Consider the following 24,113-nt stretch of genomic DNA (forward strand, 5'->3'; position numbering starts at 1 on the left):
GTAAAGGAAAAAAACACAGTATAAAAGAGCCTAGTATAGTCATATAGGCTCTTGCAGTACTTTTTATTCGGATACTTGTTTTTTTCTATCCCAACCCAATTTTTCGAGTAGTTGATAATCCTTGGACTTTTTAAAAGGAATATCATGCTTTTCAGAAAAATCATCTAACTCTTCATATAGCTTTATAGGTTTAAAATCGATGAGCCGGATGTTAAAACCCTTATGTGTGTGGACAACAGCCCCCTTTGTTGCCCAACCATATCTTTTAAATTTTATATGGCTTATTCGATTTGGTGGCACTCGTTTTTTATATAGGAGAAGCCCCATCCACATGATGTGATATGTAATGGATTCCTCATTAATGTCGCAAGAATAACGAATAAAAGCAGTTGCGAATATAAAGGCTGTAAAAAGGATGAAAGAATAAGAGAACCATCCAAAATTCTCCATATCTCTAACTGTGCTTAAAAAGAAAATAATTGACAAGAAGACTAAAACTCTGCCTCTTCCTGCATACGAATACTGCATCGCCACATCACCTCTCCAGTATGTAAAAGCCTCTTACTAAAGCATACCATAAATTGGATGAATGAAATGGGGAGTTTTAGTGTCCCATTTTTTCCATGTTAGACCGGACTGCCTGAATTATGGCATCCCGAAACCCGCTTGTTTCCAAGCTTGCTACAGATTGGATGGTGGTGCCATTAGGAGAACAAACCTCATCCTTCAATTTAGCTGGATGCTCGCCCGTTTCCAATACCATTTTTGCTGCGCCTAAGGCAGCTTGTGCTGCAATATTGTACGCCTTCTCTCTTGGCATCCCATATAATACTGCGGCATCTGCTAATGCCTCTATGTACATATACATAAATGCAGGAGATGAGCCACCAACTGCACTAGCTATATCCATTAACTTCTCCTCAATCACTTCGGCTTTTCCAATGCTGTTAAATAATTCTACAACGTTCTGCTTCTCTTCTTCACTTATAAAGGAATTAAAGCTAAGACTGGTCAGACCTTCTCCAACAAGCACTGGAGTATTTGGCATTGCTTTTACTAACTTCACTTTTCTTCCAAATCGCGCTTCATTCTCTGCAATGCCCTGTCCTCCAGCAATAAGAATGACCATTGTTTCATCCTGAATACTATCTCTAATCTCTTCTATCACGGCAGGATATTTATCTGGTGTAACAGAAAGAAAGACAATTTCACATAGAGTTGCAATATCTTGATTGCTTTCCACTGTTTGAATCCCGTACGTTTCTTCAAGTAGCTGCAGTTTATCCCAGCTCCGGTTTGAAGCAACAATTTGTTCAGGTAGATGACCTGCCTTCACCATTCCTCCAATAATCGCTTCCGCCATATTTCCACTGCCAATAAATCCGATCTTTTTCTTCATCTAAAAACCCTTTCCCTTTTCTCTACATACTTATATATTTTAGTATAGGGTCCGCTTTTGGGCAAATGGCTATTTAAGTTTTAGCTGAATGACAAAAAAGCCCTCACATTGATGTGAAGGCCTTGAAACTTAAGAATTAGTCACTTTTCGATGCATGGTGGAGCGGTGGTGGAACGAGCCATCCTTTTTCCTTTGTTAGCTTTAAAAACTTCCCACCTAATGCTGCTTTATTCATGTGAAATTGTCCAAACATCATCACGATGTCTTCACGAATCGAAGTACCCATTATCTGACTGCAGGCTACAAGTCCCGCTGCCACCTTTGCAGAAGCTGCTGCTGCCACATCAGGATCCTGAAAGCGTGCTCCAACTGGAATGTCTTCCAAATCTACACTTGGCGGCTCTGGAGCAGCTGGAGGAAGCCCCACACCGTTCTGCGTAAGTACTTCAGAAACTTGCTTTGCCTCTTGCTGAGCTTGTTCGACTGCGTCCTTTAGAAGCTTCTTTAAGTCTCCGTCTCCGACATGATTCATTAACATCTGATGATCTGCTATTGTCTTGTTCGAAACCATTAGATATTCCCATGCACTGAACACTTCACCATAATGCATCGGTTCTTCTTGTGGATTACCACTTAAAATACCCATCTTAACCCTCCTTACAAATTTCGTTTAAGTGCAGCCTTCTTTCTTGCACACCTATATTGTGGTATTAAGTGGAACATATTATCCATTCATACAATAAAATGCGGATAATATCGAATTAACATATCCAATAAGTTACTTTACAAACTCTTCCAGTTATCGTCATCCTTTTAACTTCCTTATAAAGTGAACCTTCAATCAGTGGGGGTATTCATTCTTCCCCCACTGAATGTTAGTTGAACGAATCGGGGTGTTAACGTCCGTTTACTCCAACTTAAACATCACGATTCACCTCATGTTTTGAAGTGGGAGTCATACGGACGGTTGCTCCGGTATAAAGTTTCTTAAAAATCCTCCTGACTTTTCATTAACCTTTGACTTGCTTTATATTGTAGAAAAAAGGGAATCATCAATTACAATGTATTTGCTTTTTAAAATATCAAATGACTTCTATTATGTTGCTCTTTTGTTCATACTGATGATACTTGATACATTTATTAAATTAGAATTTTTGCTCAGGATGTGAATATATATGCCTAAATTACGAAATATTATAGCCTTATTGCTCATAGCATGGGGATTTTGGCATTTTTACGGGGAAGATTTTCAGCATTCTGGCTTTACCGGTGTATATGAAGAAATCTCCACCGATATAAATAATATAAGACAGGATCCCACTGTCATTGCCACTATAGAATCGATTAATCAGGGTTTTCAAGATTTAGTTGGGAATATTAAGGGAGAACAAGAGTCGCCACAATCTGCTGATCCTGGAGCTAATAAACCCCATTTAGAAGCTCCAGAGGACCAATCATTTTCCATACACAATGTAGAAATAGGAGATGATCGATCCAAAGTTGAAGAGATTACCGAAGAACCACAACGATTTACCGTGAATGAATATGGTGTCGAGTGGGTGACATATCATGAGAATTACCATAACTTTTTTATGGCGGCCTTCGATGAAGAGGGAAAGGTTGCCGGATTATATACGAATCAGGACTTACTTACCTCTGAAGACGGCATTGCTTTTGACAGTCACCGAGACGCTGTATTATCCGCACTTGGAGATCCACTTACCGCAATAAGAAAAGGTGCTGTTCGATATCAAATTCAAAGCGACGAGGAATATGACACTTTTCTAATTGACGAAAATTACGTAACCATCTTTTATGATAAGCATGAGAACAATACCGTCACTGCTGTACAAATTATTAGTGAAGAGCTGGAACAACAAAAGAACGCATATTATACAGCTCCAGATGGTGAATTAAAAGAAGGTCTCGAGTATCAACTATTTGATCTGACAAATGCCGTTAGAGTTGTTCACGGGCTCCCTGTATTGGAGTGGAACGAACCTTTACAAAAAACTGCAGAGGAACACAGCTCAGATATGGCAGAAAACAATTATTTTAGTCATACAAACCTAGATGGCCAATCCCCGTTTGACCGAATGGCTGAGGATGACATTGCTTTTCGAACTGCAGGAGAGAATCTTGCTACCGGCCAACCTAGCAGCATCTTTGCCCATGAAGGCTTAATGAATTCAATGGGACATAGGGAAAATATATTACAGGCAAACTACGAAACCCTCGCTGTAGGCGTATCCTTTGGTGAGAATAATAGACCGTATTATACAGAGAACTTTGTTACAGAATAGGCAGCTGTACAATTCCCCTAGTGACTAGCTTTATAAAATAAACTGGAGTCTCTACTCAATAATTCATAAAGGAAGGATCAAGTAAAAAGCCTTGATCCTTCCTTTTTTTCATGGGCCTATTGTTTAATTTTCAACTCCTACTATTACCCCCAAAAATGTTAATAGTTATTGCTAATTCACATACTCTTCACGTAATACACTCATCGTATATGCATCTTGGTAACTCCCATTAACAAAATAATGATTTTTTTGTTCCCCTTCAACCCAGAAACCTACTTTTTTGTAAATATGTATGGCTTTTTCATTAACCTTAATGACCTGTAAAGATAGTTTATGTAGATTTAATTGGTTAAAGCAATAGTCCGCCATTAATTTTGTGGCATCTGTTGCATACCCTTTACCTTGATAATCTGGATCGATCATAATAGCGAATTGCGCGAAACGATGACGGAAATTAATACCGTAGAGACCAAGATAACCGATTCTTTCATTTGAATGATAAAGAATAAACTGTCTAAATGCCTCATTATCTTGCTGCTGCTCATAGTTTTTCTTTAACTTTTCCAGTGTCGTATAAGGCTCCGAGAACCAGTAATCCATTACATCAGGATTTATTCGCATTTTATGAATGAATTCTAAGTCTTCTTTCTCAACTGGCCGAATATGTAGGTTGTTTCTCATTCAATGACCCCTCTCTTAATGTATTAATTAAAATTTTAACAAAATTCTTAGTATGTTTCAGCTATATGTACTTTGCATTGCACTAATTGAATAAATGTCATACTTTTTTAAAACGAAATATAGCAACGGGAGGAATCTCATTCCATTCAAATTGAGTTTCTCCCTTTTCTTTCTTAAAACTTGGTTCCTCTAATCCATCTAATACAAAACCGGCTTTAAAAAATAACGTCGTATAATACGTCATAGGTCTATGAAACATGTAATGTGGTGTATCTTGCCCTTTTATTCCTATAGCTTCATAGGCTTTTGGAGAAAGGTACTTGAATAATTGAATACTATTTCTAGAAACGATTTCGCCGTTAATATCTTCCGATTCATGAATCGTTCTTACTCCTGGCGTTTGAAAACTTGGATGGGTAATAGAGAAGACAAAGGCCCCATTTGGCTTTAACATCTTATGCAATGATTCTATCAACGGATTAATGTCAGCAATATCCATCAATGCCATGTTAGATACGGCGTTATCGTACTTTTGATGCCCTAATTCATTCAAATCTTCATAACTCGTAACATCCAAAACACGGTATTCAATTTGATCTAGATGTTCCTTAGACCGCTTTTTTGCTCGTTCGACCATCTTCGAACTATAATCCAATGCAACTACTTTTGCACCTAATTGTGCTAGCCTTCTTGAAAAATTCCCATTTCCACAAGCAATATCTAATATCGTTTGCCCTTCTTTTACATTTAATAATTTTTCAGTAGAGGGCTTGATAAGTTCTCGGTGAAACTGATTACTCTCTTCCCCCATATAATCATCCCAATGTTCCGCATTCTTCTCCCACCTTAATTTTGAATCCTGTGTAAGTTCTTTCCATTCGCTCAATGAGTATTCTCCTTTCTTTTCTAAATTGCTGGAGTATTTGATTTGGCAAAACTGATCAACTAGCAACACGATTAAATATAATAAGCCATTAATATGTCATCTCCATAGGTCCCATCTTCATACTTAATTTGTTTTCTCTGAATACCTTCGTCTATAAAGCCTATACGCCTGTAAACTTGAATGGCTCTTTGGTTGGATGACGTAACACCAAGACAAATTTTTTCTAACCCTTCCTGCTTTTTCGCCCAGTTAATAAGGTACTCCAAGAGTTTCGTACCAATCCCTTGATTGGTATATGCATTTCTAATCCCCATCCCTAATGAGCCAGCGTGATGTAGACGAGTAAGATCGTAACGTCTAAAGACCATGAAACCTACAACTGTCCTCTCTACTTCATAAACTACAAAAAGATTATTTTTTTCACGACTTTCTTGTATTCTCTCTTTTTCTAAGTTTATGTCATGTGGTAACTCGCTTGGAGATGTTATGAAAAACTTTGATGTCTTTTCTAATAGAATAATTTCCTTCTTTATATCCATAATCGCTTCCGCGTCATTTTGTTGAGCTAATCGTATCACTAAATCTCCCCCAATCTAAAATGCACTTGTTAAGTCGTAGAAAAAGCTCTTAGCGTGCCCAACCTCCACGTAACCAGAAGTTGATTTCAATCATCTTACAAATTGTACATATCTCCCCTAATACCCTCAACTGCAGTTTACTTTGTTGATCAACGTCTTGATTTACCATTAATCCTGTACCCTACCTTTGAGTTTTCTAATTTCACTTAAAACTATTGCTATAAGGGAAACGATTAATCCACCAGATGACACGAATAGTCCAAATATATTCGATGAACCATCTGCTACTAAAATAAGTGCTATTCCAAATAAAGAAATTGAAATGCCAAATAATGACAAGAGCATAGGACACCTCCAAAAGACCATTTTTAATACCTCTCTTCATTACTTAAACAAATAGGTCACTAGTTTATAGCCATATAAACCCCAAACTAATACCTAAAGGAATAGAAACCCAGGTAATTATAAGGGAAAAAACAAAATAAGAAACTAAATTCTTATAGAACTGTAGTAAGACAAAAAGCCCGCCAATCCCCCAAATCACGAGGACGATGAAAAACTCTGGCGCTACAAATGTTTTATCTGTATAGTTTTCAGCAATGGTGCCAGCTGCAAAAAAAGTAGAAACTATATAGCTATAAAACCACTTATTAAAAGGTTATCCAGAGAAATTATTTTTCTTTTCCTCATATTTCACCTCTCCCAAAAGATTTTGCTGGTTGGCAGTTGTACACTGTATAATTTTAACATTATCTCCTAGTTTGTTCACGGTTATTATTATAAAAGTGATTCTTTTCAGTTTTTATTTTGCAATATCTGTAACTTTTATACAAAGTCATTCGATTAATAGTAGAAGACTGATAAAAAAGGAGGGATTTACTATTGCCTTATGAAGATGATTTCGTAAATAATATCGAATTCATTTATGAAAAACATTATCTTGAAGTGTATAAATTTCTAGTATGCTTCGTTGGAAGCCGAGAAGAGGCTGAAGATTTGACGCAAGATGTATTTATTAAAGTATTAAAACATCATAAAAAATTTAACCACCAATCTAAATTATCAACTTGGATTCTTTCCATTGCAAAACATACTGCTATCGATTATCTACGCAGAAAAAGGTTCACAACATTGTTTAAACAAAGCTATTTTAATAAACTTCCAGATAATGAAAAGCAACCAGACTTGTTACTTAGTGATTCAGAGAACCAAGAAGTAGTCAAAAAAGCTATTAGATCTCTAAAGCCACAGTATAGATCAGTTGTAATTCTAAGAGGTGTTAATGAATTATCAATAAAAGAAAGTGCTGAAATATTAGGCTGCAGTGAGTCTAAAGTTAAGGTGGATTTCCATCGTGCATTGAAAATTCTTAGAAAGAACCTCAATACTTTAAAAGAGGAGGTATTTATTAATGCCAACGGATAAAGAGATACTTGATTTGATTAAGAATACTTCAGAGTTAAGACCAAGTAATAACTTTCTTAGTAAAAGTAAAAAGGTCTTAAAGGTTAAGGCAGAGAAAATTAATCAAAGGAGGCGTATTAGGAGAAACGCAAAATTTGGTATTATTTTTTCTATGTCCTTAGCTATTGTACTATGGTTTTCTTTTTTTAACGGTTCCCAATCTGTCCTCTCAACTTATAACTCTATTCTATCTTCACTCAGCCAAAATGAAAAATTAACTACCACAACTAATACAGATCCATCAGTTCTCATTTATCATACACACAACCAAGAATCTTTTACTCCATATATAAAAACAGACACATCCATAGAACCTTTTCACACAGAAATAAACATTACACTTGTTGGCGAAAAACTTGCAAACTTTTTAAATCAAAAGGGGGTTAATTCAATTCATGACAAAACTGATATAACTAAAGAGTTGGAAATTGAAGGCGCAGGCTATGGCGATGCTTACGATCCCTCTAGAAAAGTAGTAACGGATGCTTTAAACCAAAATAAAGATATCAAGTTAATACTGGATCTCCACAGGGATAATTTAGAAAGAAGAAATACGACAGTCGAACTAAATAGTATTGAAATACCCAGAATATCTTTTGTTGTTTCAGAAAATAGTTACTACTATGAAAAAAATTTAAAGGTAGCTACCTTATTACACGAAAAGCTAGAAAGCAAGTATCCAGGTGTTTCTAGAGGAATAATTACAAAAGGAGGAGATACTCCAGAATCCTACAATCAAGATTTACATGAACATTCACTTTTACTAAATATCGGTGGAGTTGAAAACACCTTAGAAGAGGAATATAAAAGCGCAGAAATTATTGCTGAAGTAATCGTTGAGGTTTTAGATGATTTAGAATAAAACCCTTTCCTAATATAACTATAAAACTACACAAAAAAGTCGGTTTCTAGAGTATTTAGAACCGACCCTTCATTTTTTAAAAAAACATTTCCAGTAAATCCTTAATCTATAACCAACATATTAGATTCATCAAATTCCCAGTCTTCTCCGTATGCTACTTCCCAGTAGTAACCATCCAGATCAGTAAAGTAACCACTATAACCGCCCCAATCTGTTTCTTTAGGTTCTTTAATAATTTTAGCACCAGCTAGCTCTGCCCTCTTAAAAACTTTATCGACTTCCCCCAGTGATTTGGCGTTATATGCCAGTGTTATACCTGGGAAACCCTCTGACAAAGCTGGCGGGTTTTCATTATTTATATCCTTAGCAAGTTCTTCAAGCGGATATAATGCAATCCTAGATCCTTCATTTCTAAAAAAGATGATAGCTGGATCAGATTCAGGACCCATAATTGAAGTCTCAAATCCTATTTCCTTGAAGAAATTATGGGATTTTACAATATCTCTCGTACCAAGCGTTACTAAATTTAATCTATTCATATTTTAACCCCCATCTACGTTATCTTTATTTATTTCTATGATGCGGCTAATAACCTTTTATTAAAAGAATAATTTAGAAATAAATAGCTGAACCTCTTTGTACGTTGAAGATTATAGTTGCTTATATACAACTTCCCGATACTCAACAAAGCCCTGCTTATCATAAAAATCCTTTGCAGTTTTGTTATCCAACCAGTAGTCTAACTCGACTCTATCTATACCTTGTTCTCTTGCTAACTTATATATGTAATTCATTAAGTTGGTACCAAAACCCTTTTTTCGTTGTGTAGAAAGTATACTGATTTGGTGTACATAAACAACTTTATAACTTTTTTAAAGGCGCTTTCCGGATATTCTTTCATTTCTATCCAAGCATAACCAACTGCTTGTTGATTATCTTCTAATAGCAAGTAAACAAATTGTTTCTTTTCTATTAGTTTCTTAAATTCTTCTTTTATTGCTTTATAGTTATATTCCTTAAAGTAACTCGGATAGAGTGAATAATGTAAATCATGGACGGGCTTGTTTAACTTGGCGATCAAATCAAAATCCTTCGTTTGGTTTATTTCCATATAAGCCCTCCGTTAAAATTTGTTTTATTACTTAGAAGGGAATGTTTTCGTTCAATTCTCATCCTGAAATGATTCATTATTCTTATCTGATCTTCAGTTAGGTTTTCTGTATCCCAGTACAGATGCATTAAGCTGTACTCAAACACTTCTTTTAATTTAATAAATAGGGGAAGATGTTCTAACATTTCTTGAGCTAATTCATTTTCTTCATGATAGCCATCTAATATTGCCTTTGTTATATTCTCTTCATAGTCAACTATGTTACCTCCACCGACAAACGAATACTCTAAGGCACTATATATTGGAACTGCTAAGTCATATAGATAGAAATGTTTCTCGCAATCTTGAAAGTCGATCATAGTCATTTTCAATCCATCATCAACCAGTATGTTTTCAAGCCACAAGTCCCCATGTAGTAAACCAAAATTCGAATCATTTTTTGGCAGCTCTTTTATAGTAGTTAAGACCTCTTCCGCAATCGCTCTGATCGAGTATTCTTCTTTAGGAATATATTTAAGAAAGGCGTACTCCTCATTTTCATGCCAAACTTTAATATATTTTGGTGAATATATTTCTTCAAATTGTTTCGAAAGACGATGTAATTTCCCTATTTGCCGACCTAATTCTTTTAAAACTTTCGCACTCCATTGTTTCCTTGGTAAATGTATTCCTGGAGCTGCTTTATAAAGGGCGACTAATACTTCCTTGTTTTGAAGTGTTACTTTTTCTACGAACTTATTATTTGAAGAAAGTATCCCAGGAGAAACCCCTAATCCTTCTTTAAACAGGAAGTTTGTATAATTAATTTCCTCTAACTGTTCCTCATAACTTTTATAATTGGTTACCCTTGCGAAGTAATCACCATCATCTGTAGTACACCTAAACATTTCGTTTGTTACTGATTTAATATTCTTGAAATTTTCCTGATACGTTTCATTGAGAAAACGGAGTATCTTTTGCTCCATATTTTTAGTTTCCTTTCTCTTACTAAACTTTTGCTCTGATAAAAATAAGTGCTCTTGCTTTAAAAGAGTTTAACTATTGTCGTAGAGTATTAAACTCTTGAGTTAACTTCCCATCTTTCAAAAACTCCATAAAATTACCATTAGTAAATTCCTTAACCACCTTAAGCCAAAATGTATGTGCAGACTTGTTATTTTCTATTTGAGTAATTTTCCAAAACCCGGGAAACATGTTGAATAGTTTTATGGCAATTTCTTTCCCGTAGCCTTTCCCACTATGTTTCGCCATTATAAAAAACTCTTTAATTGTATTCGGACTTGACACTTTTGAACTTTCTATCAGTACAAACCCTATCAGCTCATCCTCTAACTTTACAAAAAAAGCATGAAAATTATCATCATCCCAGTATTTTTTTAAGTTAAACGGATCGTATTGCCCATTTGCCCCCAAACTAATAGTAGGAATGTATTTACTAAATTCATAAATATAAAATTGCATAATACTTTGTAGTACATCTTCTTCTACTGGTCGTACCTTTTGTAAGTTTAGCAACCTGGCAACCTCCTTCCACATATTAATTTCTTTGCTGTCAACAAAATGAAAGCGTCATTATTTATGATATAGTTTAACACAAAAAATAAACTGTGTAGGAAGAGTTTTCCACCCCTTCCTAACACAGTCTATATCACCCCTATTCACCCAAATGCTGCATTAACTTTTGAGAAGTTTCCTTAAGGACACTGTTATTTATCTTTTTGTAGTATATTCCGTTAATTATCTTCTCCTCTATCCCCTCTTCCATATCAATCACTTGAATGGATTCCAAATTATTATCAAATTGATTAACTGTTGCAGGTGGGAAATTGGATTGACTTCCGTTAATTAGGTCTTTAAATTGCGAGATTGATACCTGTTCTTTAATTAGTTTTCCAACACGGTCCTCTTTCATAACTTCTTCTCTTTCCACACCCTCACTAATCCCTAAAGTTTTCTTAATTTCTTCTGTTTGGATAACCGAATAATAATCAATAGGAAAATCGAATAGATGCGATACAGTTGTTAAGACTGCTTCAGGTGATCGACTAAAAGCATAGGCGTGCGTTAACTTATCTTTCTCTAGGCTATCTCCTTCTGCGTTAAGAATTTCAACATATGCATCACGAGGTATTGGAACTAGATTCACACTCTTGTCGCTATTGTTGTACGTCATTAAAATGTTAAATTCACTTCTATGACTTGCTGGATTCTCCCCAATTAGTAAAGCAGAAAATGACAAGTCATTTTGTTGGGATGCTTGTTGTTGATCTGCTCTTTCTTGACTATAGAGAGTTGGTATAAGTAAACCAATTGCTAAAATTATTACCACTACACTCCCCAATATAGGACCTATACGGTTTATTCTCCTAGATTGGCTGGTGTTATTTTGTTTTTCACGCTCTTTTTTATGAATTTTGTTTAACGTTTTGACCCGGTCTTCTTTAGTAAAGGTAAGATCTTCATCATCCAAATAGGAAAATAGCTGCTTTTTATCTTTATCCTTCATAGATAGTTGCCTCCTCCATTAAGTTTTTTAATTTTTGTCTCCCTCTACTGAGCCTCGTTTTAATAGTATTGATTTTAAGGTCCGTTATTTTTGATATTTCACCAAGTGAAAAAGACTTATAATAAAATAGAAAGATAACTTCCCGATATTTAGGTGGCAAAGAAAAAATTAATTTCTTCATTTCTTCTTGCTCTGACTCTTTGATTACTTCATCTTCTGTGGAAGGTAACAAGGAGGTAAAAGCACTTCCCACAAGACTTCTTGCATGTACCTTTCTATAATGCCAGCTTCTTAAATAGTCTTTGCACTGGTTAATCGTAATTCTATACAGCCACGTTTTCATTGCAGAATCTGAACGAAAATTATCTAGGTTTTCATAACACTTGATAAAGGTATTTTGCACCATGTCTTTGGCAGTTTCGTTCTCTTTCACATAGTTAAATGCCAATCGTACCAATTCACCCCCATGTTCTCTCATCACTTCTTCTAAAATCTCCTCTTTTGAACTTTCCATAGCTGCCCTCTTTTCCAACCTCTTTCTATAATTTGGCCTTTAGACGAGAACCATTGAGCAATGGTTTCATATTTTGTATATAGATTTGATTTTTTTAGTTATACAAAAAACTCCTTTCCACTGTAATTACTTGGAAAGGAATTTTAGTTCACCACATAAGTAAGTTTATTAATTAAAGATGCGTCATGGGTGTTAGGAATATAACAAGAACTCTTATTACTAATTTATTGCTTTTTAATTTAGTCATTTCCTACGTACTTAATGGTTTCCATATGTGTTCTTGCTAAGTTAATTACTTCATATATAAATTCTTCTTTTGTCTCTTGGAACCCTTGTTGGATCCAATTAATTAGAAGTCCATAAAAACCATAGGCTGTATAGCGTGTGAAATAATCCATGTTTACAGGAATATGATTGACTGTCTCAAAGGTGAATTTTTCCTGATAAATTTTTAAAATGGTCTGTGGGAATCTGGTATGTAATCCTGGTATCGTATCGTCAAATTTAATTAACTCAAAAAAATCCCTGTTTTCGTATATATAAGAAACAATGCTAAAAGACTCGGTATCAAGTTTCTTTGTCGATACCGTGCGACCCGTCACAAAAGGTTTGCCCACTGATTCTTCTAGCCCATCAAGCATGGTATCCATTAAGTCAGCTGTTAGCTCAAACTTATCTTGATAATGGACATAAAAAGTACTTCGGTTATAAGATGCATGATCCACGATGTCTTTTACGGACACTGCATGAAATCCTTTTTCTTTAATCAGTTCAATAAGGGACTGCTTAAGATGTTCCTTTGTTCGATTTTTCCGCTGAGATTTTATTTCAAGCTTTTCATCCATTTAAAAACCTCCAAAACAAAGACACTTTTATAAAAAATGTCTATTAATTCAACACTTATCAAAAAAATAATGATTGGTTAAGGAATAATAAGAGACTAGAATTAATTTGTAAACAATAAATTAATACGTTCTATAATTCTATTATACTGGAGGAATCTGTTATGGGTAAACTACAAGATAGAGTAGCAATAATTACTGGGGGTGCATCCGGGATAGGTGCATCAACAGCAAAATTATTTGTTTCAGAAGGTGCAAAGGTTGTACTTGTGGATTTAAATGAAGAAAAAGGAAAAGCATTCCAGGAAGAATTACAAGCGCAGGGTTCAGAAGCTCTTTTTGTGAAAGCTAATATTACAAGTGAAGAAGAAGTAGCAAACGTTTTTAAAGAAACTACTAACAAGTTCGGTAAAGTAGACATCGTATTCAACAATGCGGGAATTGGTCGTGTACACTCGTCTCATGATTTAGATTACAGTGAATGGAGAAATACAGTAAACGTTGACTTGGACGGTGTATTTTTAGTAGCGCGTGAAGCAATCCGCGAAATGCTTGAAAGTGGTGGCGGTACCATTGTAAATACTGCTTCTATGTATGGCTGGGTCGGTTCACCAGGAAGTGCAGCATACAACGCTGCAAAAGCTGGGGTTATTAATCTAACACGCTCCCTGGCTCTTGAGTACGCAGAGAAAAACATTCGCATTAATGCGTTGTGCCCTGGTTTTATTGACACACCTATCATTCCAGAGGAAAGCAAAAAAGAATTGTCTTCCATTACACCGATGAAACGACTTGGAAAAGCAGAAGAAATGGCTAAAGCTGTATTATTCTTAGCAAGCGATGATTCTTCATATATGACAGGTAACAGCCTTACTGTCGATGGTGGGTATACTGCACAATAATCCGATCCTTAACTAAATAAAAAATGTGGTAAACAATGGGGACTTCCCCCCTGTTGTGGAAAATTAACAGTTCTATTTCTTTAACAAAAAATATATGTATTGCGATTTCCATTTGAAACCACAATACATGATGTTTAAAAGCAAACATATATTGTAGGATTAACAACAGATCAAGTGCTGATAACTTGATCTGTTGTTTAGCTTTTAAGTCTGTTTTTCATCCGTTATGTACGTTTTTATAGTTGGAGGCTCATAAGAGTAAAATTTTTCAAGTAACCGTTTAGGATCATCCTCTACAATAGCTATAGAACGATATTTTTCGTGCAAAAATTTTTCGTTTGTCATGTGATTAAACAGTTCAATAAGAGGATTAAAGTATTGATTAATGTTTAACAGACCACAAGGCTTTTGATGAAGCCCTAGTTGAGTCCATGTAAAAATTTCAAAGAACTCTTCTAATGTTCCAGGTCCACCAGGTAAAACGATAAATCCATCTGCAAGCTCTGCCATTTTTGCCTTTCTCTCATGCATAGAACCGACAACGATCAATTCTGTTAATCTTTTATGAGATATTTCTCTTTGTTCTAAAAAAGTAGGCATTACCCCAATCACTTTACCACCATGTTCTAAGACAGCGTCTGCAAGAGCACCCATAACACCGACACTTGCTCCGCCATATACAAGTGTTATTTTACGATTAGCTAGTTCTTTACCAAGCCTTCTGGCGCTTTCAATATACACATCAGAAGCTCCATCACTAGAGCCACAAAACACAGCTATACTTTTCATTGTTACGTCCCCCTTATCATCTTCAACGTTTACATTATACAAAAGTATAAATATTTTGTTAAACTTTACAAGAATAAATTCAAGGGAGTGAGAAAAAGTGGATGTAACAAAATTTCAACATTGGGTAAATGATTACTATGAAAATAAGGGCTGGTCAGAACTAGACATATTTATTCGAATTGGCTTTTTAGCAGAGGAAACTGGAGAAGTTGCTCGCGCCATAAGAGCACTTGAGATTGCCAGGGATAGACCAGATGAAACAACTGGTTCTTTCTCAGACAATAGAAAGGAGTTAGTAGAAGAATTAGGGGATGTATTGGGTAATGTAATAGTGATTGCCAATAAATATAACATCTCTTTAGAAGAAGTATTTAAATCTCATAAAGAGAAGCTTTCAAAACGGTACGCTGATCAATAAGTATACATAACGGAAATGGTTTGCCTTTCCTATCTAACTACGTTATCAAAAGGACTAAATCAAGATAAGGGACTACTTCTCTAATGGGGACCAAAGCTGGGGAGAGGAACCTTTATCCCCCCTTCCCAAGCTCTCAAGTTCACCTAAACTAGTATAGTTTAATTTTCTTTTCCAGCAGAAGGACATCTTTCCATTCCCCATGTAGCTGTGCAATTTTCTCTCTTCTGCCAACTACGTTAAAACCAAACCTTTGATGCAAAGCCAAACTTGCAATGTTCTCAGGGAAAACCCCTGCTTGCATTGTCCATACTCCTTCTTTTTGACAAATCTTTAGTAGAGGTTTAATTAATGCAGATCCAATTCCCTTTCCTTGAAAGTCAGGGTCTACGTATATACCTAATTCAACAACACCCTTATATACTTGACGTGAAGAGTAGGGAGTTAGTGCTACCCATCCTGCCACATTATCCTCTATTTCAGCAACTAGCCTACCGTACGTTAATTTACTCTTGTTCCATTCTTCCCAGTCAGGAACCATGGTTTCAAAAGTAGCTATTCCACCTTCAATCCCCATTTTGTAAATGTCCCTTACACGTTCCCAATCGCTTCTATGCATCTCACGCACTTGAATGGACGACATAGCCTTATCACCCACAGCAATTTTGCTGCTTGTTAGGAATAATATTTGTCTTACAAACCCCTGTTTCCGGTAATTTTAATCTCACCTGTTTCGCTGCTTGAACGTCTCCAGCAATGGATGCGACGATGGATCTAACCTGCTCGTATCCTGTTGTCATTAAGAATGTTGGTGCCCTACCATAGGATTTCACACCCGCTATATAGAAATTAGCTTCTGGATGTCTTAACTCTTCTTCCCCATGAGGACGTACTGTTCCACAGCTATGCAGGTTTGGATCAATTAAAGGTGCTAATGCCGGAGTACTTTCAACTACCGGATCAACCGCATATCTTATTTCACGAAGAAAATTAAAATCAGGGCGCGCACCTGTATTAACGATGAGTTCGTCAACGGAGACCTCTTCACCTTCTCTACTGGTAAGTGTATAGTGAGAGCCCTCATAATTAATACCCTCTACATGAAAGGGAGCTAATACTTCCACAATTCCTTGTTGTACAAGCCTGTGTACACTTGCCCCTAAAGCACCGCGGGCTTCAAGCTGATCTAGAGTCTCTCCTCCAAATGCAGATATAGGAGATTCTCTTCTTAAAACCCAAGATATTTTTGTAGCTGGATAAGTTTCCTTCAACTCCGCGAGATTCATTAGGGAGTTTAAAGCGGAATGGCCAGCACCGATTACGACCGTATGTTTATTTTTAAAGATTTCTGGTTCTTGCTGTACTGCTGGAATATTTGTATGAACTGATTTTATTAGGGAAGAATCAAGCCATACGCCATCGGCAAATGGCGGATTGGGATTTTGCCAAGACCCACTTGTATCTATAATGGCTGAAGCTTTTGTCATGCCTAAAGAAGCTCCATTTCTAAAATGGACTACAAACGGCCTCTCGTTTCGGCTATCAGATTTTAATTTGTCAGCTCCATCTTTTGTAACTGAAATAACTTCTGCATTGTATTGCAAATTATCTTGTATCACTTGTAATTCCGATAATGGTTGAAGATATTCCTCTATTAACTCTTTACCTGTTGGCAACTTATCTTTATCAGGATGTTGCCAGCCAGCTTCTTGCAATAACTGTATTGCTGCTTGATTCGTATTGTACTCCCAAGGAGAAAATAATTGTACATGCCCCCATTCTAGGATGTTACTGCCAACGGTTTCTCCTTTTTCCAAAATCTTAAAAGGTATTTTATATTCAACTAAGTGTGTAGCGGCTGCTAGACCGACAGGACCGGCACCAATAATTACGACAGGTAATTGTTTACTCATAATACGCACCCCTTTGATTTAATTTGAACAGTTATTTTCACTATTTTTTGCTGGACCTCTGAATAAGCAACAAAGCTCCTCTGAGAGTATATGGTTCAACATTGACGGATTCAGCCCATAATAATTCCATGTCCCCTTCTTCTCTCTCGTGATCAACTCAGCATCTAGAAGAATTTTCAAATGGTAGGAAAGCTTTGACTGTGCCATTTCGAAAGCATCGGTTAAGTCGCAAACACAACTGGATTCATCTGGTGATTCAGCCAGCAATTGAAGCAATTCTAACCGCTTCGTATCAGCTAAAGCTTTAAAGATAGCTTGATAATCACTTAGCTTAAGATCTTTCGTTTCCATATTCTCAACTCCTTACATCAAATTATTTTGATTTACATTCATATCATATATCAAAATAATTTGATTTAAAAGTGATATGCTTCCCTTTATAGAGGATCGACCAAATATAATAAAAAAAGGCAAAAAAAGAAGCCCCCTTTAAGAGGCTAATAAAATACTATTTTAGTACTCTCTATCACAATAACTATGATACTTATTCTTTTGACAAGAGCAAATAGCGGTGCTACGAAACCATGGATGATCATAATAACTATTTCTTAGAAAGTTGTCATCATTATTTCCTTGCTTTTTGTGACACCCACATTCATGACTCTGATGCTTTTGACAGGAACTGCAACTACTCATAATAAATCACCCTCCCTTCTTTCTAACACTATATGAAAATAGATAGAAAAAGATTGGACAGGTCTCATAGTTAATAATACATTTTAATACATAACCCTTCTGTTATTTGAATGCGTTAACTACTGTTATATTTAATGTTCCACTAACTGGCACTTCGTACCACAATACATTACTATATCGTTCTCTTTAAATAACTCGGTAAGATTGTTTAATAGTGAAACTTTAATATTTTTAATTCGTACATATGATTACAATCTAATAATACTAGCTTAGAAACGGATGGAACTATAACTATTGCCATTTTAGCCATAGAATCTATAGCTGCAGTCATTGGATTCAAACAGCTTTATCAAAGTCTTCCGTTTGAGTAGTGTTGGATATTTTTATCTTAAGGAAGTGTTCTAATGAAAATTGAAACAGAACGACTAATAATTAAACCATTTGAAAGGCATCATTTTAATGAGGTCTATGAAATTTTTAAAGATGCTTCAACGTGCAGATACCTCTTACATGACAAATGGACTCATGAAGATAAAGAACAGAAGTTTAATAAGAAATTAAATAATAATCAACTAACAAAGGGACGTGCTTTGAATTTAGCGGTCTTGGTGGAATCAAACGTAATTGGAGATCTGTCTGTTTGGTACACAGGTATGAAAGATACTGTTGAAATTGGGTATACATTTTCAAAATCCGTGGCGGGGGGAGGTTATGCAACAGAGGCTGTTATGGCACTGATAAACTATTTATTTGAAACTGTAAATGTTCACCGTATTCAAGCGAGCCTAGATGCACGCAATATAGCATCTGAAAAATTATGTAGAAGGGTAGGAATGAGAAAAGAAGCTCACTTTATACAAGACTTTTGGAATAAAGATGAGTGGACCGATAGTATTGTATTTGGAGTGCTAAAATCTGACTATGTAAAACTCAATTCGAGTTATACATAGAGAGTGAGATAATTTATAAATCCTCACTCTCTGTTGTAACAATTATCTCTAAATCTTGCCCTATCACCTCAATCAACGTTGTAGCGATAAGGTTTAGATATTGACTCTTTATCCAATCCCGCTGAAATATATTTACACAGTAAATGGTGAGTGTTTTTTCTGAAAAGCTCGCTTTGGTGTGGGCAAACCAAACCTTAAAGGAATCAGAGGAGATATTACTAGATATCAATTCTAATATTTTTCCCCATCTATGAGCATCTTCCATTTTATTTTCTTCAGTATCGTCAGATGTAGGAGAAACTAAGATGGTAAGGCCTGCTTCACCATAATCCCACATTTTCACCCATGGATACGTCCCTTCAGGTAAAATAAAGGTTCTTTCTTCTAATGTATTTATTGGTTTACTATCAGCAGTAGTACCATGAGAAAAGGTAGCAGCGTGTATCTTCACTTGTCTGTTCGTATCGTTAAATACTTAAACTTCACTATCTATCTCCTACTACTCCATTTGTTTAATAGGTATTTCTATATAAAAAAACGCTAATCCATTGATATATAACGGATTAACGTTTCTTTCAAGTAGTGATTCCGATTGGGCTCGAACCAACGACCTCTACCCTGTCAACTCTCTAGAGCGAGTAGTATGTAGTTTTGCATAAATTAAATCTATTAGTCCAATAAATCAGAGATCCAACGTATGTTTATCCAAACTGTTTCTGTTAAATCCATTGATTCTAGAAAATCCGTGCAATTTTGTGAAGTGAAATGTTAAGTGTATCAAAGCAATCAAATAATCATATGTTAGTTCTGCTACTAGCATGTTAATTTTCCTTATTCTTTTTGATAATCCCTATTAGCGTATTAGATCTTTTTTTCCCCAATACAATCCTTAATAAATCATAGAGAGCATAATAGTCCCAATGAATTAAGCTTTCTCTAACTAGAAAGAAATTCAGAAGAAAAACCTCATTTAAGACTGAACAAAATAAATCAAAAAATTTATCTTTATCTAAAATTGTATCTTCATAGAGATTGGAAAAGAACTCAACACTCATTACTGGCAAATTTTTCGAACCGGAATGAACAACTCCGCTGAGCTGTTTATAATAAGTTAAGTTTCTTTCAATGGATTTATAGTATTCTTTGAAGTCAGTTTTGTCGACACAATTATGCAAATCACTAAGAAATTTTCTACGAGTTTCCAAAAAACGATAATCTATTGCTTCGAATATTAATAAGGGGTCATTAACAAGCATATTTTGTCTTTCTCGTTCTAAGACAAATTTATAATTTGCTTCTTGTGCAGATCTTAATAACAACAAAGAACTTCTACACTGTCCACTAAAAAGAGCATAAGTTGATTCCAATAGCAAAGAAAAAGTCATGTTAAATTCTGTACTAAAGTATTTCTTTGTTTCAACTTTATTTTTAAGGTAGTTAATTATAAAAACATATCCGAAAACCTGTTTAATTTCTTTTTCATTATTTATAATAAATGGTTCCTTAATACCGTCAATATTTTTTATTTTGGTAAATTCATCTTCAAAAATATCTTTCAAATTACTCAATTTTTAGCTTTTCCTTTACTTATAGAATTAAACCAGCCTACAACATCATCTTCTAAATCACTTGATGTTTTTCTACCTTTATAATTATTAATACCATCTTTTTCTTCTAAGTAAAGGATAATTAGTTTAATAGAGGCTGATACCTTTAAAGAATCATATTCTTTAGAAATATCTTTAAGTACTCTTGAAGCCAAATAGGGCCTCCCTCTATATACATAATCGTTATACTCCTTCTTAAAAACTTCTTTTATAAATTCATTTATATCTTTGTTTTTATCAAAAATTTGTCTATTAGAGATCAATTCAAATAGAAGCCCCAAAAACAAACTTTTTGTTTGTTGAAGGGTAAACCTGTTTTTGTTAATTACGCTCAACTCTTTAATAAAATCTCTTTTTACATCAACTGTTTTCATAAACTTCCTCCACGGGTGAGACCTTGTTTTTAATTTCATAGCTAACCCTTGAAATAGAATTTTTTAGAGCTTCATGCTTAGTCCCACTCTCATCGTACAAAGAAAACTTTAGAGGTACTGATGAATGATATGGTATCTCTGTCTCAAAAAATGATTGAGGTATTGTCTTTTGGAGTCTTTCTTTCAATTTACTGGCAATAGGCATTTCATGAGTTAAGGTAAATAAAACTCCTAAGGATTTAATTTTTTCTCGTTTTAAATCTCTTCTATAGATAGTATACATTTTATTTATTCCTGATTTATTCTCATAAAATGTCGATTCTACTAAATTCTCTAATAACCCGATACCCACACTTGAGAATAAATCAACTTTGCTCGGGATTATATAATAATCAGAAGCAAACAAACTAGCTTGTGTTAAAATTGTCCAATTAGGTGGACAATCAATAATTATATAGTCATATTCCTTTCTTAAATTGTATATATCAAAATGATCTTCCAATACATTGTGTTTTCCACTTGTATCACCAGATAAAGACTCAAACAAATCTAAATCTCCAGGAATTAAGTCTAGGTTATTTTTTAAACTATAAACTAATGAGGGATTTTCTAACGGTTCAACTATACCTTCCTGAGTAAATAATGTTCTTACTGTCATTTTTTTTGCCTTTAATCCATTATATAACAACTGAGAAGATATTTCTTTTTTATAATTATCATCTACATTTAATTCTTCATCTTCGGCTTCATGAGCAGTTGTGTCTGTTACTTCCTCGAATTTCTCTTTAAGTTCATCACGAACCCTATCTCGTAAATCTTTATCTATTTCCTTTTTATGGTGCCTATACTGATGATTAAGCAATGCTTGTGTGGCATTAAACTGAGGATCCATATCAATTACTAAAACGTTATTACCTTCTCTAGAAAAATCATCAGCAATATTTATAGCTGTTGAAGTTTTCCCTACTCCTCCTTTTAAATTTATAAAAGAAATAATTACAGCTTTATCAACTTTCTCAGTGCTAGTCTGCATTTTCTCACTCCTATTTTAAATACTATAGTTAATTCATCTCTATAATTGTAGATTTTTTTAGAAACATTATTTTTATCCTTTGTTATAATTCAAAAGTCATCTCTTCTAATAAAAAATAGTACTATATACATAGTACCAAAAATTCCAATTTAATTGTATTAAAATAATTTTGAATAGATTAAGGCTATAAAACTTGTTAGACGACTCTTTTTTAAGTAGATTCAGTAGATTCATTATCCCGATTACCATTATTAAAAAGTTGGTTAACCATACAAAATCCGGAAAATTCTTGAGAAGGTAGTAGAAATTCTCTGTTTATAGAATCTAATCGATCAGTAAATAAGTCAAATCTCTACCTAGGTTATTAAAGTTTTTTAGTGGAGATGATGGGTCCATATCTAACTTTAAATGATTTAATAGATCATTGTTAACCCATTCTCAGCTAGAACACACAATCAATGAAGTATTAGCCCAACATAAGAATCATCCGGTAAATAATGAGTTTGATTTAGTTGTTTGGCCAATCCAAGGAACTTACTTCGAAAATATAACCGCTTAATTGAAGCAACGAACGATCTCTATATCCCGTTTCTCTATTTGCAACATATCCATGCACCCATACTCATGCGTATGGGTGAAAATCATTTTCTTTCAGAAAATATAGAAAAAACGCTAATCCATTGATATATATCGGATTAACGTTTCTTTCAAGTAGTGATTCCGATTGGGCTCGAACCAACGACCTCTACCCTGTCAAGGTAGCGCTCTCCCAGCTGAGCTACGGAATCGTGTATTTGCAGTAAATCTACTATATAAAAGATCTTTCTATCTGTCAATACTAAGAATAGCGCAGCATGATAGTTATCGCGCAACCAAATCTAGCCGAATATTTTATGCTTTTTCTAAATAAGAATTCTGATACATAGAGGACTTCCCTGCCTTCACCCAGAATGGTTATAGTATGCCAATTATAAAATGAAGGAGTACTATATATGTCAAATAACAAGAAAGAATCTTTTAAAGAAATAAATGTCAAACGATTAAATATATTGTAGATCCTGCTGGCAAGGTCAAAATGTCGCTTTTCAACCAAGATAACATTCCACCAGTTCTTATGGATGGAGAAGATATTCTCCCCGGGCACAGACAAAAAAATCCTATCTCAGGCATAATGTTTTATAACCAAAATGGAGATGAATGTGGTGGACTGATCTATGGAAATGGTAAGGATAAGAATGGTAACGAAACGGTTTCTGCTTCTCTAACCTTTGATCAATATAAACAAGATCAGGTAGTACAAATGAGGTATGTCGAAGAGAATGAAGAACGACATTATGGTTTTTCTATTTTTGATCGCCCTTCTACTCCACTTCCTGAACTAATTAAAGAATATGAAAATATTCAAACGAGGGATAACAATACAGATAATCAGCAAGAAAAATTGGCGGATTTATTTAAGGGTAATGCTGAGCGCGCTTTTATGGGGAAAAATAAAAACGGAGAGGTTACCGTACATCTAAATGGCCAAAATGGAAATCAACGTATTCGTATGGTGTATGGTGATTGATGAACATGATGTGCCAAAGTTAGAATTCTTGAATGCACAAGGAGAGGTGACTTACAAACTCCCGCCTGAATAATGAAAAACAGGACAGCATCCTCCTGCTGTCCCGCTCCCTTCCCTACTATTGTTGGGTGAGTTGGCTTTTGATTTGCTGTACGACTTGAGGGTTTGCTGGTGCTGCTGGTTGGTAGTACCCTTTTTGGCTTGCATAATTATATAAGTTGCGTTGGCGCTGTTCGTCCTGGTTACGTAGTTGAATTAGTGTTTGGCGCAATTGTTCATTGTCTGATTCACTAATATACCCTGCATACCCTGTAAGACTAGCATTTAATCCTGCCAAATAATCATTTACGATATCTTTTTCTGAAAGCATGGAAAATTCCTCCCTATCCTAAAAATGTCATAAGCTTTTGCTGTGCTGCTTTTGCATCCTGTGCATCTTGTTGCAAGATGGAAACTAGCTGTGGGTCCGTACAATTTTGTGCATAAGCTTCAAGCTTATTTGCGATCATGCCATGCCCACCGATAATGTGACGCAGATTTTCCAATTCGAGTTCTGTTAATTGGTTATTCATTGTGATTGCCCCTTTCTTGGAAATACACATCTATCTTTCCCAGCGTTGAAAAGGCTATGCATAAAAAGCCTTCTCTTGAGCTGTTCATTTTATTTCGAAACACGAATTAAATGAGTGGATAAAAACATACTTTCCTATTATAATAGGAA

At 35.0% G+C, this 24,113-nt stretch carries 32 protein-coding genes and 1 tRNA gene; 7 read left to right on the forward strand and 26 right to left on the reverse strand.

The genetic code is table 11. From position 1 onward, the window contains the following. Positions 1 to 63: 63 nt before the first annotated feature. From ACTWPF_RS12735 to ACTWPF_RS12745, 3 genes are all read right to left on the reverse strand, one after another. Entirely contained in the window at positions 64 to 528 is a 465-nt protein-coding gene (locus ACTWPF_RS12735) for a hypothetical protein (protein WP_443149340.1), read from the reverse strand. A gap of 76 nt (positions 529 to 604) precedes the next feature. Beyond that, a complete protein-coding gene (gene proC, locus ACTWPF_RS12740) occupies positions 605 to 1,399 on the reverse strand; it encodes a pyrroline-5-carboxylate reductase (RefSeq protein WP_443149341.1) in 795 nt (264 codons plus the stop codon). Positions 1,400 to 1,535: 136 nt separating this feature from the next. Next, positions 1,536 to 2,045 carry a DUF3231 family protein gene (locus tag ACTWPF_RS12745; RefSeq protein WP_161465462.1) on the reverse strand — a complete coding sequence of 170 codons (510 nt, stop codon included), beginning with the start codon at positions 2,043 to 2,045 and terminating at the stop codon, positions 1,536 to 1,538. A gap of 529 nt (positions 2,046 to 2,574) precedes the next feature. Here ACTWPF_RS12745 and ACTWPF_RS12750 point away from each other — a divergent pair. After that, complete coding sequence (locus ACTWPF_RS12750; protein ID WP_443149342.1) at positions 2,575 to 3,702, forward strand: CAP domain-containing protein; 1,128 nt, start codon at positions 2,575 to 2,577, stop codon at positions 3,700 to 3,702. A 171-nt stretch (positions 3,703 to 3,873) separates the two neighbouring features. Here the strand turns inward: ACTWPF_RS12750 and ACTWPF_RS12755 are convergent, their stop codons facing one another. The 4 genes from ACTWPF_RS12755 to ACTWPF_RS12770 form a co-directional block, all read right to left on the reverse strand. Next, the gene (locus ACTWPF_RS12755) at positions 3,874 to 4,383 is read right to left on the reverse strand and encodes a GNAT family N-acetyltransferase (protein ID WP_443149343.1); all 510 of its coding nucleotides are present in this window, start codon (positions 4,381 to 4,383) and stop codon (positions 3,874 to 3,876) included. A 97-nt stretch (positions 4,384 to 4,480) separates the two neighbouring features. Beyond that, complete coding sequence (locus ACTWPF_RS12760) at positions 4,481 to 5,269, reverse strand: class I SAM-dependent methyltransferase (protein ID WP_443149344.1); 789 nt, start codon at positions 5,267 to 5,269, stop codon at positions 4,481 to 4,483. A 71-nt stretch (positions 5,270 to 5,340) separates the two neighbouring features. Next, entirely contained in the window at positions 5,341 to 5,847 is a 507-nt protein-coding gene (locus ACTWPF_RS12765; protein WP_443149345.1) for a GNAT family N-acetyltransferase, read from the reverse strand. A 168-nt stretch (positions 5,848 to 6,015) separates the two neighbouring features. Continuing rightward, positions 6,016 to 6,192, reverse strand: coding sequence for a hypothetical protein (locus tag ACTWPF_RS12770; protein WP_443149346.1), 177 nt, complete (start codon positions 6,190 to 6,192; stop codon positions 6,016 to 6,018). Positions 6,193 to 6,729: 537 nt separating this feature from the next. Between ACTWPF_RS12770 and ACTWPF_RS12775 the strand changes: the two genes are divergently transcribed. Beyond that, positions 6,730 to 7,272: an RNA polymerase sigma factor gene (locus tag ACTWPF_RS12775; RefSeq protein WP_443149347.1), complete on the forward strand. Its 543-nt coding sequence runs from the start codon at positions 6,730 to 6,732 to the stop codon at positions 7,270 to 7,272. Then, positions 7,259 to 8,173, forward strand: coding sequence for a stage II sporulation protein P (gene spoIIP / locus ACTWPF_RS12780; RefSeq protein WP_443149348.1), 915 nt, complete (start codon positions 7,259 to 7,261; stop codon positions 8,171 to 8,173). Before ACTWPF_RS12775 ends, spoIIP begins: the two co-directional genes overlap by 14 nt. A 101-nt stretch (positions 8,174 to 8,274) precedes the next feature. Here spoIIP and ACTWPF_RS12785 read toward each other — a convergent pair whose 3' ends face one another. The 8 genes from ACTWPF_RS12785 to ACTWPF_RS12820 form a co-directional block, all read right to left on the reverse strand. Further along, positions 8,275 to 8,712: a VOC family protein gene (locus ACTWPF_RS12785; protein WP_238018486.1), complete on the reverse strand. Its 438-nt coding sequence runs from the start codon at positions 8,710 to 8,712 to the stop codon at positions 8,275 to 8,277. Positions 8,713 to 8,823: 111 nt separating this feature from the next. Continuing rightward, entirely contained in the window at positions 8,824 to 9,015 is a 192-nt protein-coding gene (locus tag ACTWPF_RS12790; protein ID WP_443149644.1) for a GNAT family N-acetyltransferase, read from the reverse strand. Beyond that, positions 8,967 to 9,284 (reverse strand): hypothetical protein, encoded by a 318-nt coding sequence (locus ACTWPF_RS12795; protein WP_443149349.1) that lies wholly within the window; start codon positions 9,282 to 9,284, stop codon positions 8,967 to 8,969. Before ACTWPF_RS12795 ends, ACTWPF_RS12790 begins: the two co-directional genes overlap by 49 nt. After that, positions 9,275 to 10,249 carry a phosphotransferase enzyme family protein gene (locus ACTWPF_RS12800; RefSeq protein ID WP_443149350.1) on the reverse strand — a complete coding sequence of 325 codons (975 nt, stop codon included), beginning with the start codon at positions 10,247 to 10,249 and terminating at the stop codon, positions 9,275 to 9,277. Before ACTWPF_RS12800 ends, ACTWPF_RS12795 begins: the two co-directional genes overlap by 10 nt. A 73-nt stretch (positions 10,250 to 10,322) precedes the next feature. Further along, on the reverse strand, positions 10,323 to 10,799 hold the full coding sequence (locus ACTWPF_RS12805; RefSeq protein WP_443149351.1) for a GNAT family N-acetyltransferase: 477 nt from the start codon (positions 10,797 to 10,799) through the stop codon (positions 10,323 to 10,325). Between the two features lie 139 nt (positions 10,800 to 10,938). Beyond that, complete coding sequence (locus ACTWPF_RS12810) at positions 10,939 to 11,790, reverse strand: LCP family glycopolymer transferase (RefSeq protein WP_443149352.1); 852 nt, start codon at positions 11,788 to 11,790, stop codon at positions 10,939 to 10,941. After that, positions 11,780 to 12,304: a sigma-70 family RNA polymerase sigma factor gene (locus tag ACTWPF_RS12815; RefSeq protein ID WP_238018494.1), complete on the reverse strand. Its 525-nt coding sequence runs from the start codon at positions 12,302 to 12,304 to the stop codon at positions 11,780 to 11,782. The genes ACTWPF_RS12810 and ACTWPF_RS12815 overlap by 11 nt, the downstream gene beginning before the upstream one ends. A gap of 239 nt (positions 12,305 to 12,543) precedes the next feature. Beyond that, complete coding sequence (locus tag ACTWPF_RS12820; RefSeq protein WP_238018495.1) at positions 12,544 to 13,149, reverse strand: TetR/AcrR family transcriptional regulator; 606 nt, start codon at positions 13,147 to 13,149, stop codon at positions 12,544 to 12,546. Positions 13,150 to 13,310: 161 nt separating this feature from the next. Between ACTWPF_RS12820 and ACTWPF_RS12825 the strand changes: the two genes are divergently transcribed. Then, positions 13,311 to 14,048 carry an SDR family NAD(P)-dependent oxidoreductase gene (locus ACTWPF_RS12825; protein WP_443149353.1) on the forward strand — a complete coding sequence of 246 codons (738 nt, stop codon included), beginning with the start codon at positions 13,311 to 13,313 and terminating at the stop codon, positions 14,046 to 14,048. A gap of 204 nt (positions 14,049 to 14,252) precedes the next feature. On the opposite strand, the gene ACTWPF_RS12830 is transcribed toward ACTWPF_RS12825, so the two are convergent. Next, complete coding sequence (locus ACTWPF_RS12830; RefSeq protein ID WP_443149354.1) at positions 14,253 to 14,837, reverse strand: TIGR00730 family Rossman fold protein; 585 nt, start codon at positions 14,835 to 14,837, stop codon at positions 14,253 to 14,255. 97 nt (positions 14,838 to 14,934) lie between these two features. Here ACTWPF_RS12830 and ACTWPF_RS12835 point away from each other — a divergent pair, with 97 nt between their 5' ends. Next, positions 14,935 to 15,255: a MazG nucleotide pyrophosphohydrolase domain-containing protein gene (locus ACTWPF_RS12835; RefSeq protein WP_443149355.1), complete on the forward strand. Its 321-nt coding sequence runs from the start codon at positions 14,935 to 14,937 to the stop codon at positions 15,253 to 15,255. A gap of 148 nt (positions 15,256 to 15,403) precedes the next feature. On the opposite strand, the gene ACTWPF_RS12840 is transcribed toward ACTWPF_RS12835, so the two are convergent. From ACTWPF_RS12840 to ACTWPF_RS12850, 3 genes are read right to left on the reverse strand one after another with little or no spacing between them, the layout of a single operon-like run. Continuing rightward, complete coding sequence (locus tag ACTWPF_RS12840; RefSeq protein WP_443149356.1) at positions 15,404 to 15,895, reverse strand: GNAT family N-acetyltransferase; 492 nt, start codon at positions 15,893 to 15,895, stop codon at positions 15,404 to 15,406. A gap of 7 nt (positions 15,896 to 15,902) precedes the next feature. Beyond that, positions 15,903 to 17,165 (reverse strand): NAD(P)-binding domain-containing protein, encoded by a 1,263-nt coding sequence (locus tag ACTWPF_RS12845; protein WP_443149357.1) that lies wholly within the window; start codon positions 17,163 to 17,165, stop codon positions 15,903 to 15,905. Positions 17,166 to 17,183: 18 nt separating this feature from the next. Next, complete coding sequence (locus tag ACTWPF_RS12850; protein WP_443149358.1) at positions 17,184 to 17,516, reverse strand: ArsR/SmtB family transcription factor; 333 nt, start codon at positions 17,514 to 17,516, stop codon at positions 17,184 to 17,186. 749 nt (positions 17,517 to 18,265) lie between these two features. On the opposite strand from ACTWPF_RS12850, the gene ACTWPF_RS12855 reads away from it, so the two are divergent. Then, positions 18,266 to 18,811 (forward strand): GNAT family N-acetyltransferase, encoded by a 546-nt coding sequence (locus ACTWPF_RS12855; protein ID WP_443149359.1) that lies wholly within the window; start codon positions 18,266 to 18,268, stop codon positions 18,809 to 18,811. A gap of 13 nt (positions 18,812 to 18,824) precedes the next feature. Here the strand turns inward: ACTWPF_RS12855 and ACTWPF_RS12860 are convergent, their stop codons facing one another. The 5 genes from ACTWPF_RS12860 to ACTWPF_RS12880 all read right to left on the reverse strand — a co-directional run bounded on the left by ACTWPF_RS12860 (position 18,825) and on the right by ACTWPF_RS12880 (position 22,613). Further along, positions 18,825 to 19,262 carry a DnaA N-terminal domain-containing protein gene (locus tag ACTWPF_RS12860; protein WP_443149360.1) on the reverse strand — a complete coding sequence of 146 codons (438 nt, stop codon included), beginning with the start codon at positions 19,260 to 19,262 and terminating at the stop codon, positions 18,825 to 18,827. A 370-nt stretch (positions 19,263 to 19,632) separates the two neighbouring features. Next, a complete protein-coding gene (locus ACTWPF_RS12865; RefSeq protein ID WP_443149361.1) occupies positions 19,633 to 20,379 on the reverse strand; it encodes a hypothetical protein in 747 nt (248 codons plus the stop codon). After that, a complete protein-coding gene (locus tag ACTWPF_RS12870; RefSeq protein ID WP_443149362.1) occupies positions 20,376 to 20,792 on the reverse strand; it encodes a hypothetical protein in 417 nt (138 codons plus the stop codon). Before ACTWPF_RS12870 ends, ACTWPF_RS12865 begins: the two co-directional genes overlap by 4 nt. Continuing rightward, the gene (locus ACTWPF_RS12875) at positions 20,779 to 21,825 is read right to left on the reverse strand and encodes a ParA family protein (protein WP_443149363.1); all 1,047 of its coding nucleotides are present in this window, start codon (positions 21,823 to 21,825) and stop codon (positions 20,779 to 20,781) included. Before ACTWPF_RS12875 ends, ACTWPF_RS12870 begins: the two co-directional genes overlap by 14 nt. Before the next feature lie 715 nt (positions 21,826 to 22,540). After that, a tRNA-Val gene (locus tag ACTWPF_RS12880) sits at positions 22,541 to 22,613 on the reverse strand. A gap of 287 nt (positions 22,614 to 22,900) precedes the next feature. Here ACTWPF_RS12880 and ACTWPF_RS12885 point away from each other — a divergent pair. After that, positions 22,901 to 23,392 carry a hypothetical protein gene (locus tag ACTWPF_RS12885; protein WP_443149364.1) on the forward strand — a complete coding sequence of 164 codons (492 nt, stop codon included), beginning with the start codon at positions 22,901 to 22,903 and terminating at the stop codon, positions 23,390 to 23,392. 118 nt (positions 23,393 to 23,510) lie between these two features. On the opposite strand, the gene ACTWPF_RS12890 is transcribed toward ACTWPF_RS12885, so the two are convergent. Both ACTWPF_RS12890 and ACTWPF_RS12895 read right to left on the reverse strand, forming a co-directional pair. Beyond that, positions 23,511 to 23,762, reverse strand: coding sequence for a spore coat protein (locus ACTWPF_RS12890; RefSeq protein ID WP_036573835.1), 252 nt, complete (start codon positions 23,760 to 23,762; stop codon positions 23,511 to 23,513). Between the two features lie 13 nt (positions 23,763 to 23,775). After that, complete coding sequence (locus ACTWPF_RS12895) at positions 23,776 to 23,964, reverse strand: hypothetical protein (protein ID WP_036573837.1); 189 nt, start codon at positions 23,962 to 23,964, stop codon at positions 23,776 to 23,778. Between the last annotated feature and the right edge of the window lie 149 nt (positions 23,965 to 24,113).

The sequence above is a fragment of the Oceanobacillus sp. M65 genome, from assembly GCF_052246275.1.
GTDB lineage: Bacteria > Bacillota > Bacilli > Bacillales > Amphibacillaceae > Oceanobacillus_B > Oceanobacillus_B jordanicus.

What these genes read in the sequence shown, in the direction of transcription:
- ACTWPF_RS12735 (WP_443149340.1), bottom strand. Translation starts at nt 528, where the DNA reads ATGCAGTATTCGTATGCAGGAAGAGGCAGAGTTTTAGTCTTCTTGTCA.
- proC (WP_443149341.1), bottom strand. Translation starts at nt 1,399, where the DNA reads ATGAAGAAAAAGATCGGATTTATTGGCAGTGGAAATATGGCGGAAGCG.
- ACTWPF_RS12745 (WP_161465462.1), bottom strand. Translation starts at nt 2,045, where the DNA reads ATGGGTATTTTAAGTGGTAATCCACAAGAAGAACCGATGCATTATGGT.
- ACTWPF_RS12750 (WP_443149342.1), top strand. Translation starts at nt 2,575, where the DNA reads ATGCCTAAATTACGAAATATTATAGCCTTATTGCTCATAGCATGGGGA.
- ACTWPF_RS12755 (WP_443149343.1), bottom strand. Translation starts at nt 4,383, where the DNA reads ATGAGAAACAACCTACATATTCGGCCAGTTGAGAAAGAAGACTTAGAA.
- ACTWPF_RS12770 (WP_443149346.1), bottom strand. Translation starts at nt 6,192, where the DNA reads ATGCTCTTGTCATTATTTGGCATTTCAATTTCTTTATTTGGAATAGCA.
- spoIIP (WP_443149348.1), top strand. Translation starts at nt 7,259, where the DNA reads ATGCCAACGGATAAAGAGATACTTGATTTGATTAAGAATACTTCAGAG.
- ACTWPF_RS12785 (WP_238018486.1), bottom strand. Translation starts at nt 8,712, where the DNA reads ATGAATAGATTAAATTTAGTAACGCTTGGTACGAGAGATATTGTAAAA.
- ACTWPF_RS12795 (WP_443149349.1), bottom strand. Translation starts at nt 9,284, where the DNA reads ATGGAAATAAACCAAACGAAGGATTTTGATTTGATCGCCAAGTTAAAC.
- ACTWPF_RS12800 (WP_443149350.1), bottom strand. Translation starts at nt 10,249, where the DNA reads ATGGAGCAAAAGATACTCCGTTTTCTCAATGAAACGTATCAGGAAAAT.
- ACTWPF_RS12810 (WP_443149352.1), bottom strand. Translation starts at nt 11,790, where the DNA reads ATGAAGGATAAAGATAAAAAGCAGCTATTTTCCTATTTGGATGATGAA.
- ACTWPF_RS12815 (WP_238018494.1), bottom strand. Translation starts at nt 12,304, where the DNA reads ATGGAAAGTTCAAAAGAGGAGATTTTAGAAGAAGTGATGAGAGAACAT.
- ACTWPF_RS12820 (WP_238018495.1), bottom strand. Translation starts at nt 13,149, where the DNA reads ATGGATGAAAAGCTTGAAATAAAATCTCAGCGGAAAAATCGAACAAAG.
- ACTWPF_RS12825 (WP_443149353.1), top strand. Translation starts at nt 13,311, where the DNA reads ATGGGTAAACTACAAGATAGAGTAGCAATAATTACTGGGGGTGCATCC.
- ACTWPF_RS12830 (WP_443149354.1), bottom strand. Translation starts at nt 14,837, where the DNA reads ATGAAAAGTATAGCTGTGTTTTGTGGCTCTAGTGATGGAGCTTCTGAT.
- ACTWPF_RS12840 (WP_443149356.1), bottom strand. Translation starts at nt 15,895, where the DNA reads ATGTCGTCCATTCAAGTGCGTGAGATGCATAGAAGCGATTGGGAACGT.
- ACTWPF_RS12845 (WP_443149357.1), bottom strand. Translation starts at nt 17,165, where the DNA reads ATGAGTAAACAATTACCTGTCGTAATTATTGGTGCCGGTCCTGTCGGT.
- ACTWPF_RS12850 (WP_443149358.1), bottom strand. Translation starts at nt 17,516, where the DNA reads ATGGAAACGAAAGATCTTAAGCTAAGTGATTATCAAGCTATCTTTAAA.
- ACTWPF_RS12855 (WP_443149359.1), top strand. Translation starts at nt 18,266, where the DNA reads ATGAAAATTGAAACAGAACGACTAATAATTAAACCATTTGAAAGGCAT.
- ACTWPF_RS12870 (WP_443149362.1), bottom strand. Translation starts at nt 20,792, where the DNA reads ATGAAAACAGTTGATGTAAAAAGAGATTTTATTAAAGAGTTGAGCGTA.
- ACTWPF_RS12875 (WP_443149363.1), bottom strand. Translation starts at nt 21,825, where the DNA reads ATGCAGACTAGCACTGAGAAAGTTGATAAAGCTGTAATTATTTCTTTT.
- ACTWPF_RS12885 (WP_443149364.1), top strand. Translation starts at nt 22,901, where the DNA reads ATGTCGCTTTTCAACCAAGATAACATTCCACCAGTTCTTATGGATGGA.
- ACTWPF_RS12890 (WP_036573835.1), bottom strand. Translation starts at nt 23,762, where the DNA reads ATGCTTTCAGAAAAAGATATCGTAAATGATTATTTGGCAGGATTAAAT.
- ACTWPF_RS12895 (WP_036573837.1), bottom strand. Translation starts at nt 23,964, where the DNA reads ATGAATAACCAATTAACAGAACTCGAATTGGAAAATCTGCGTCACATT.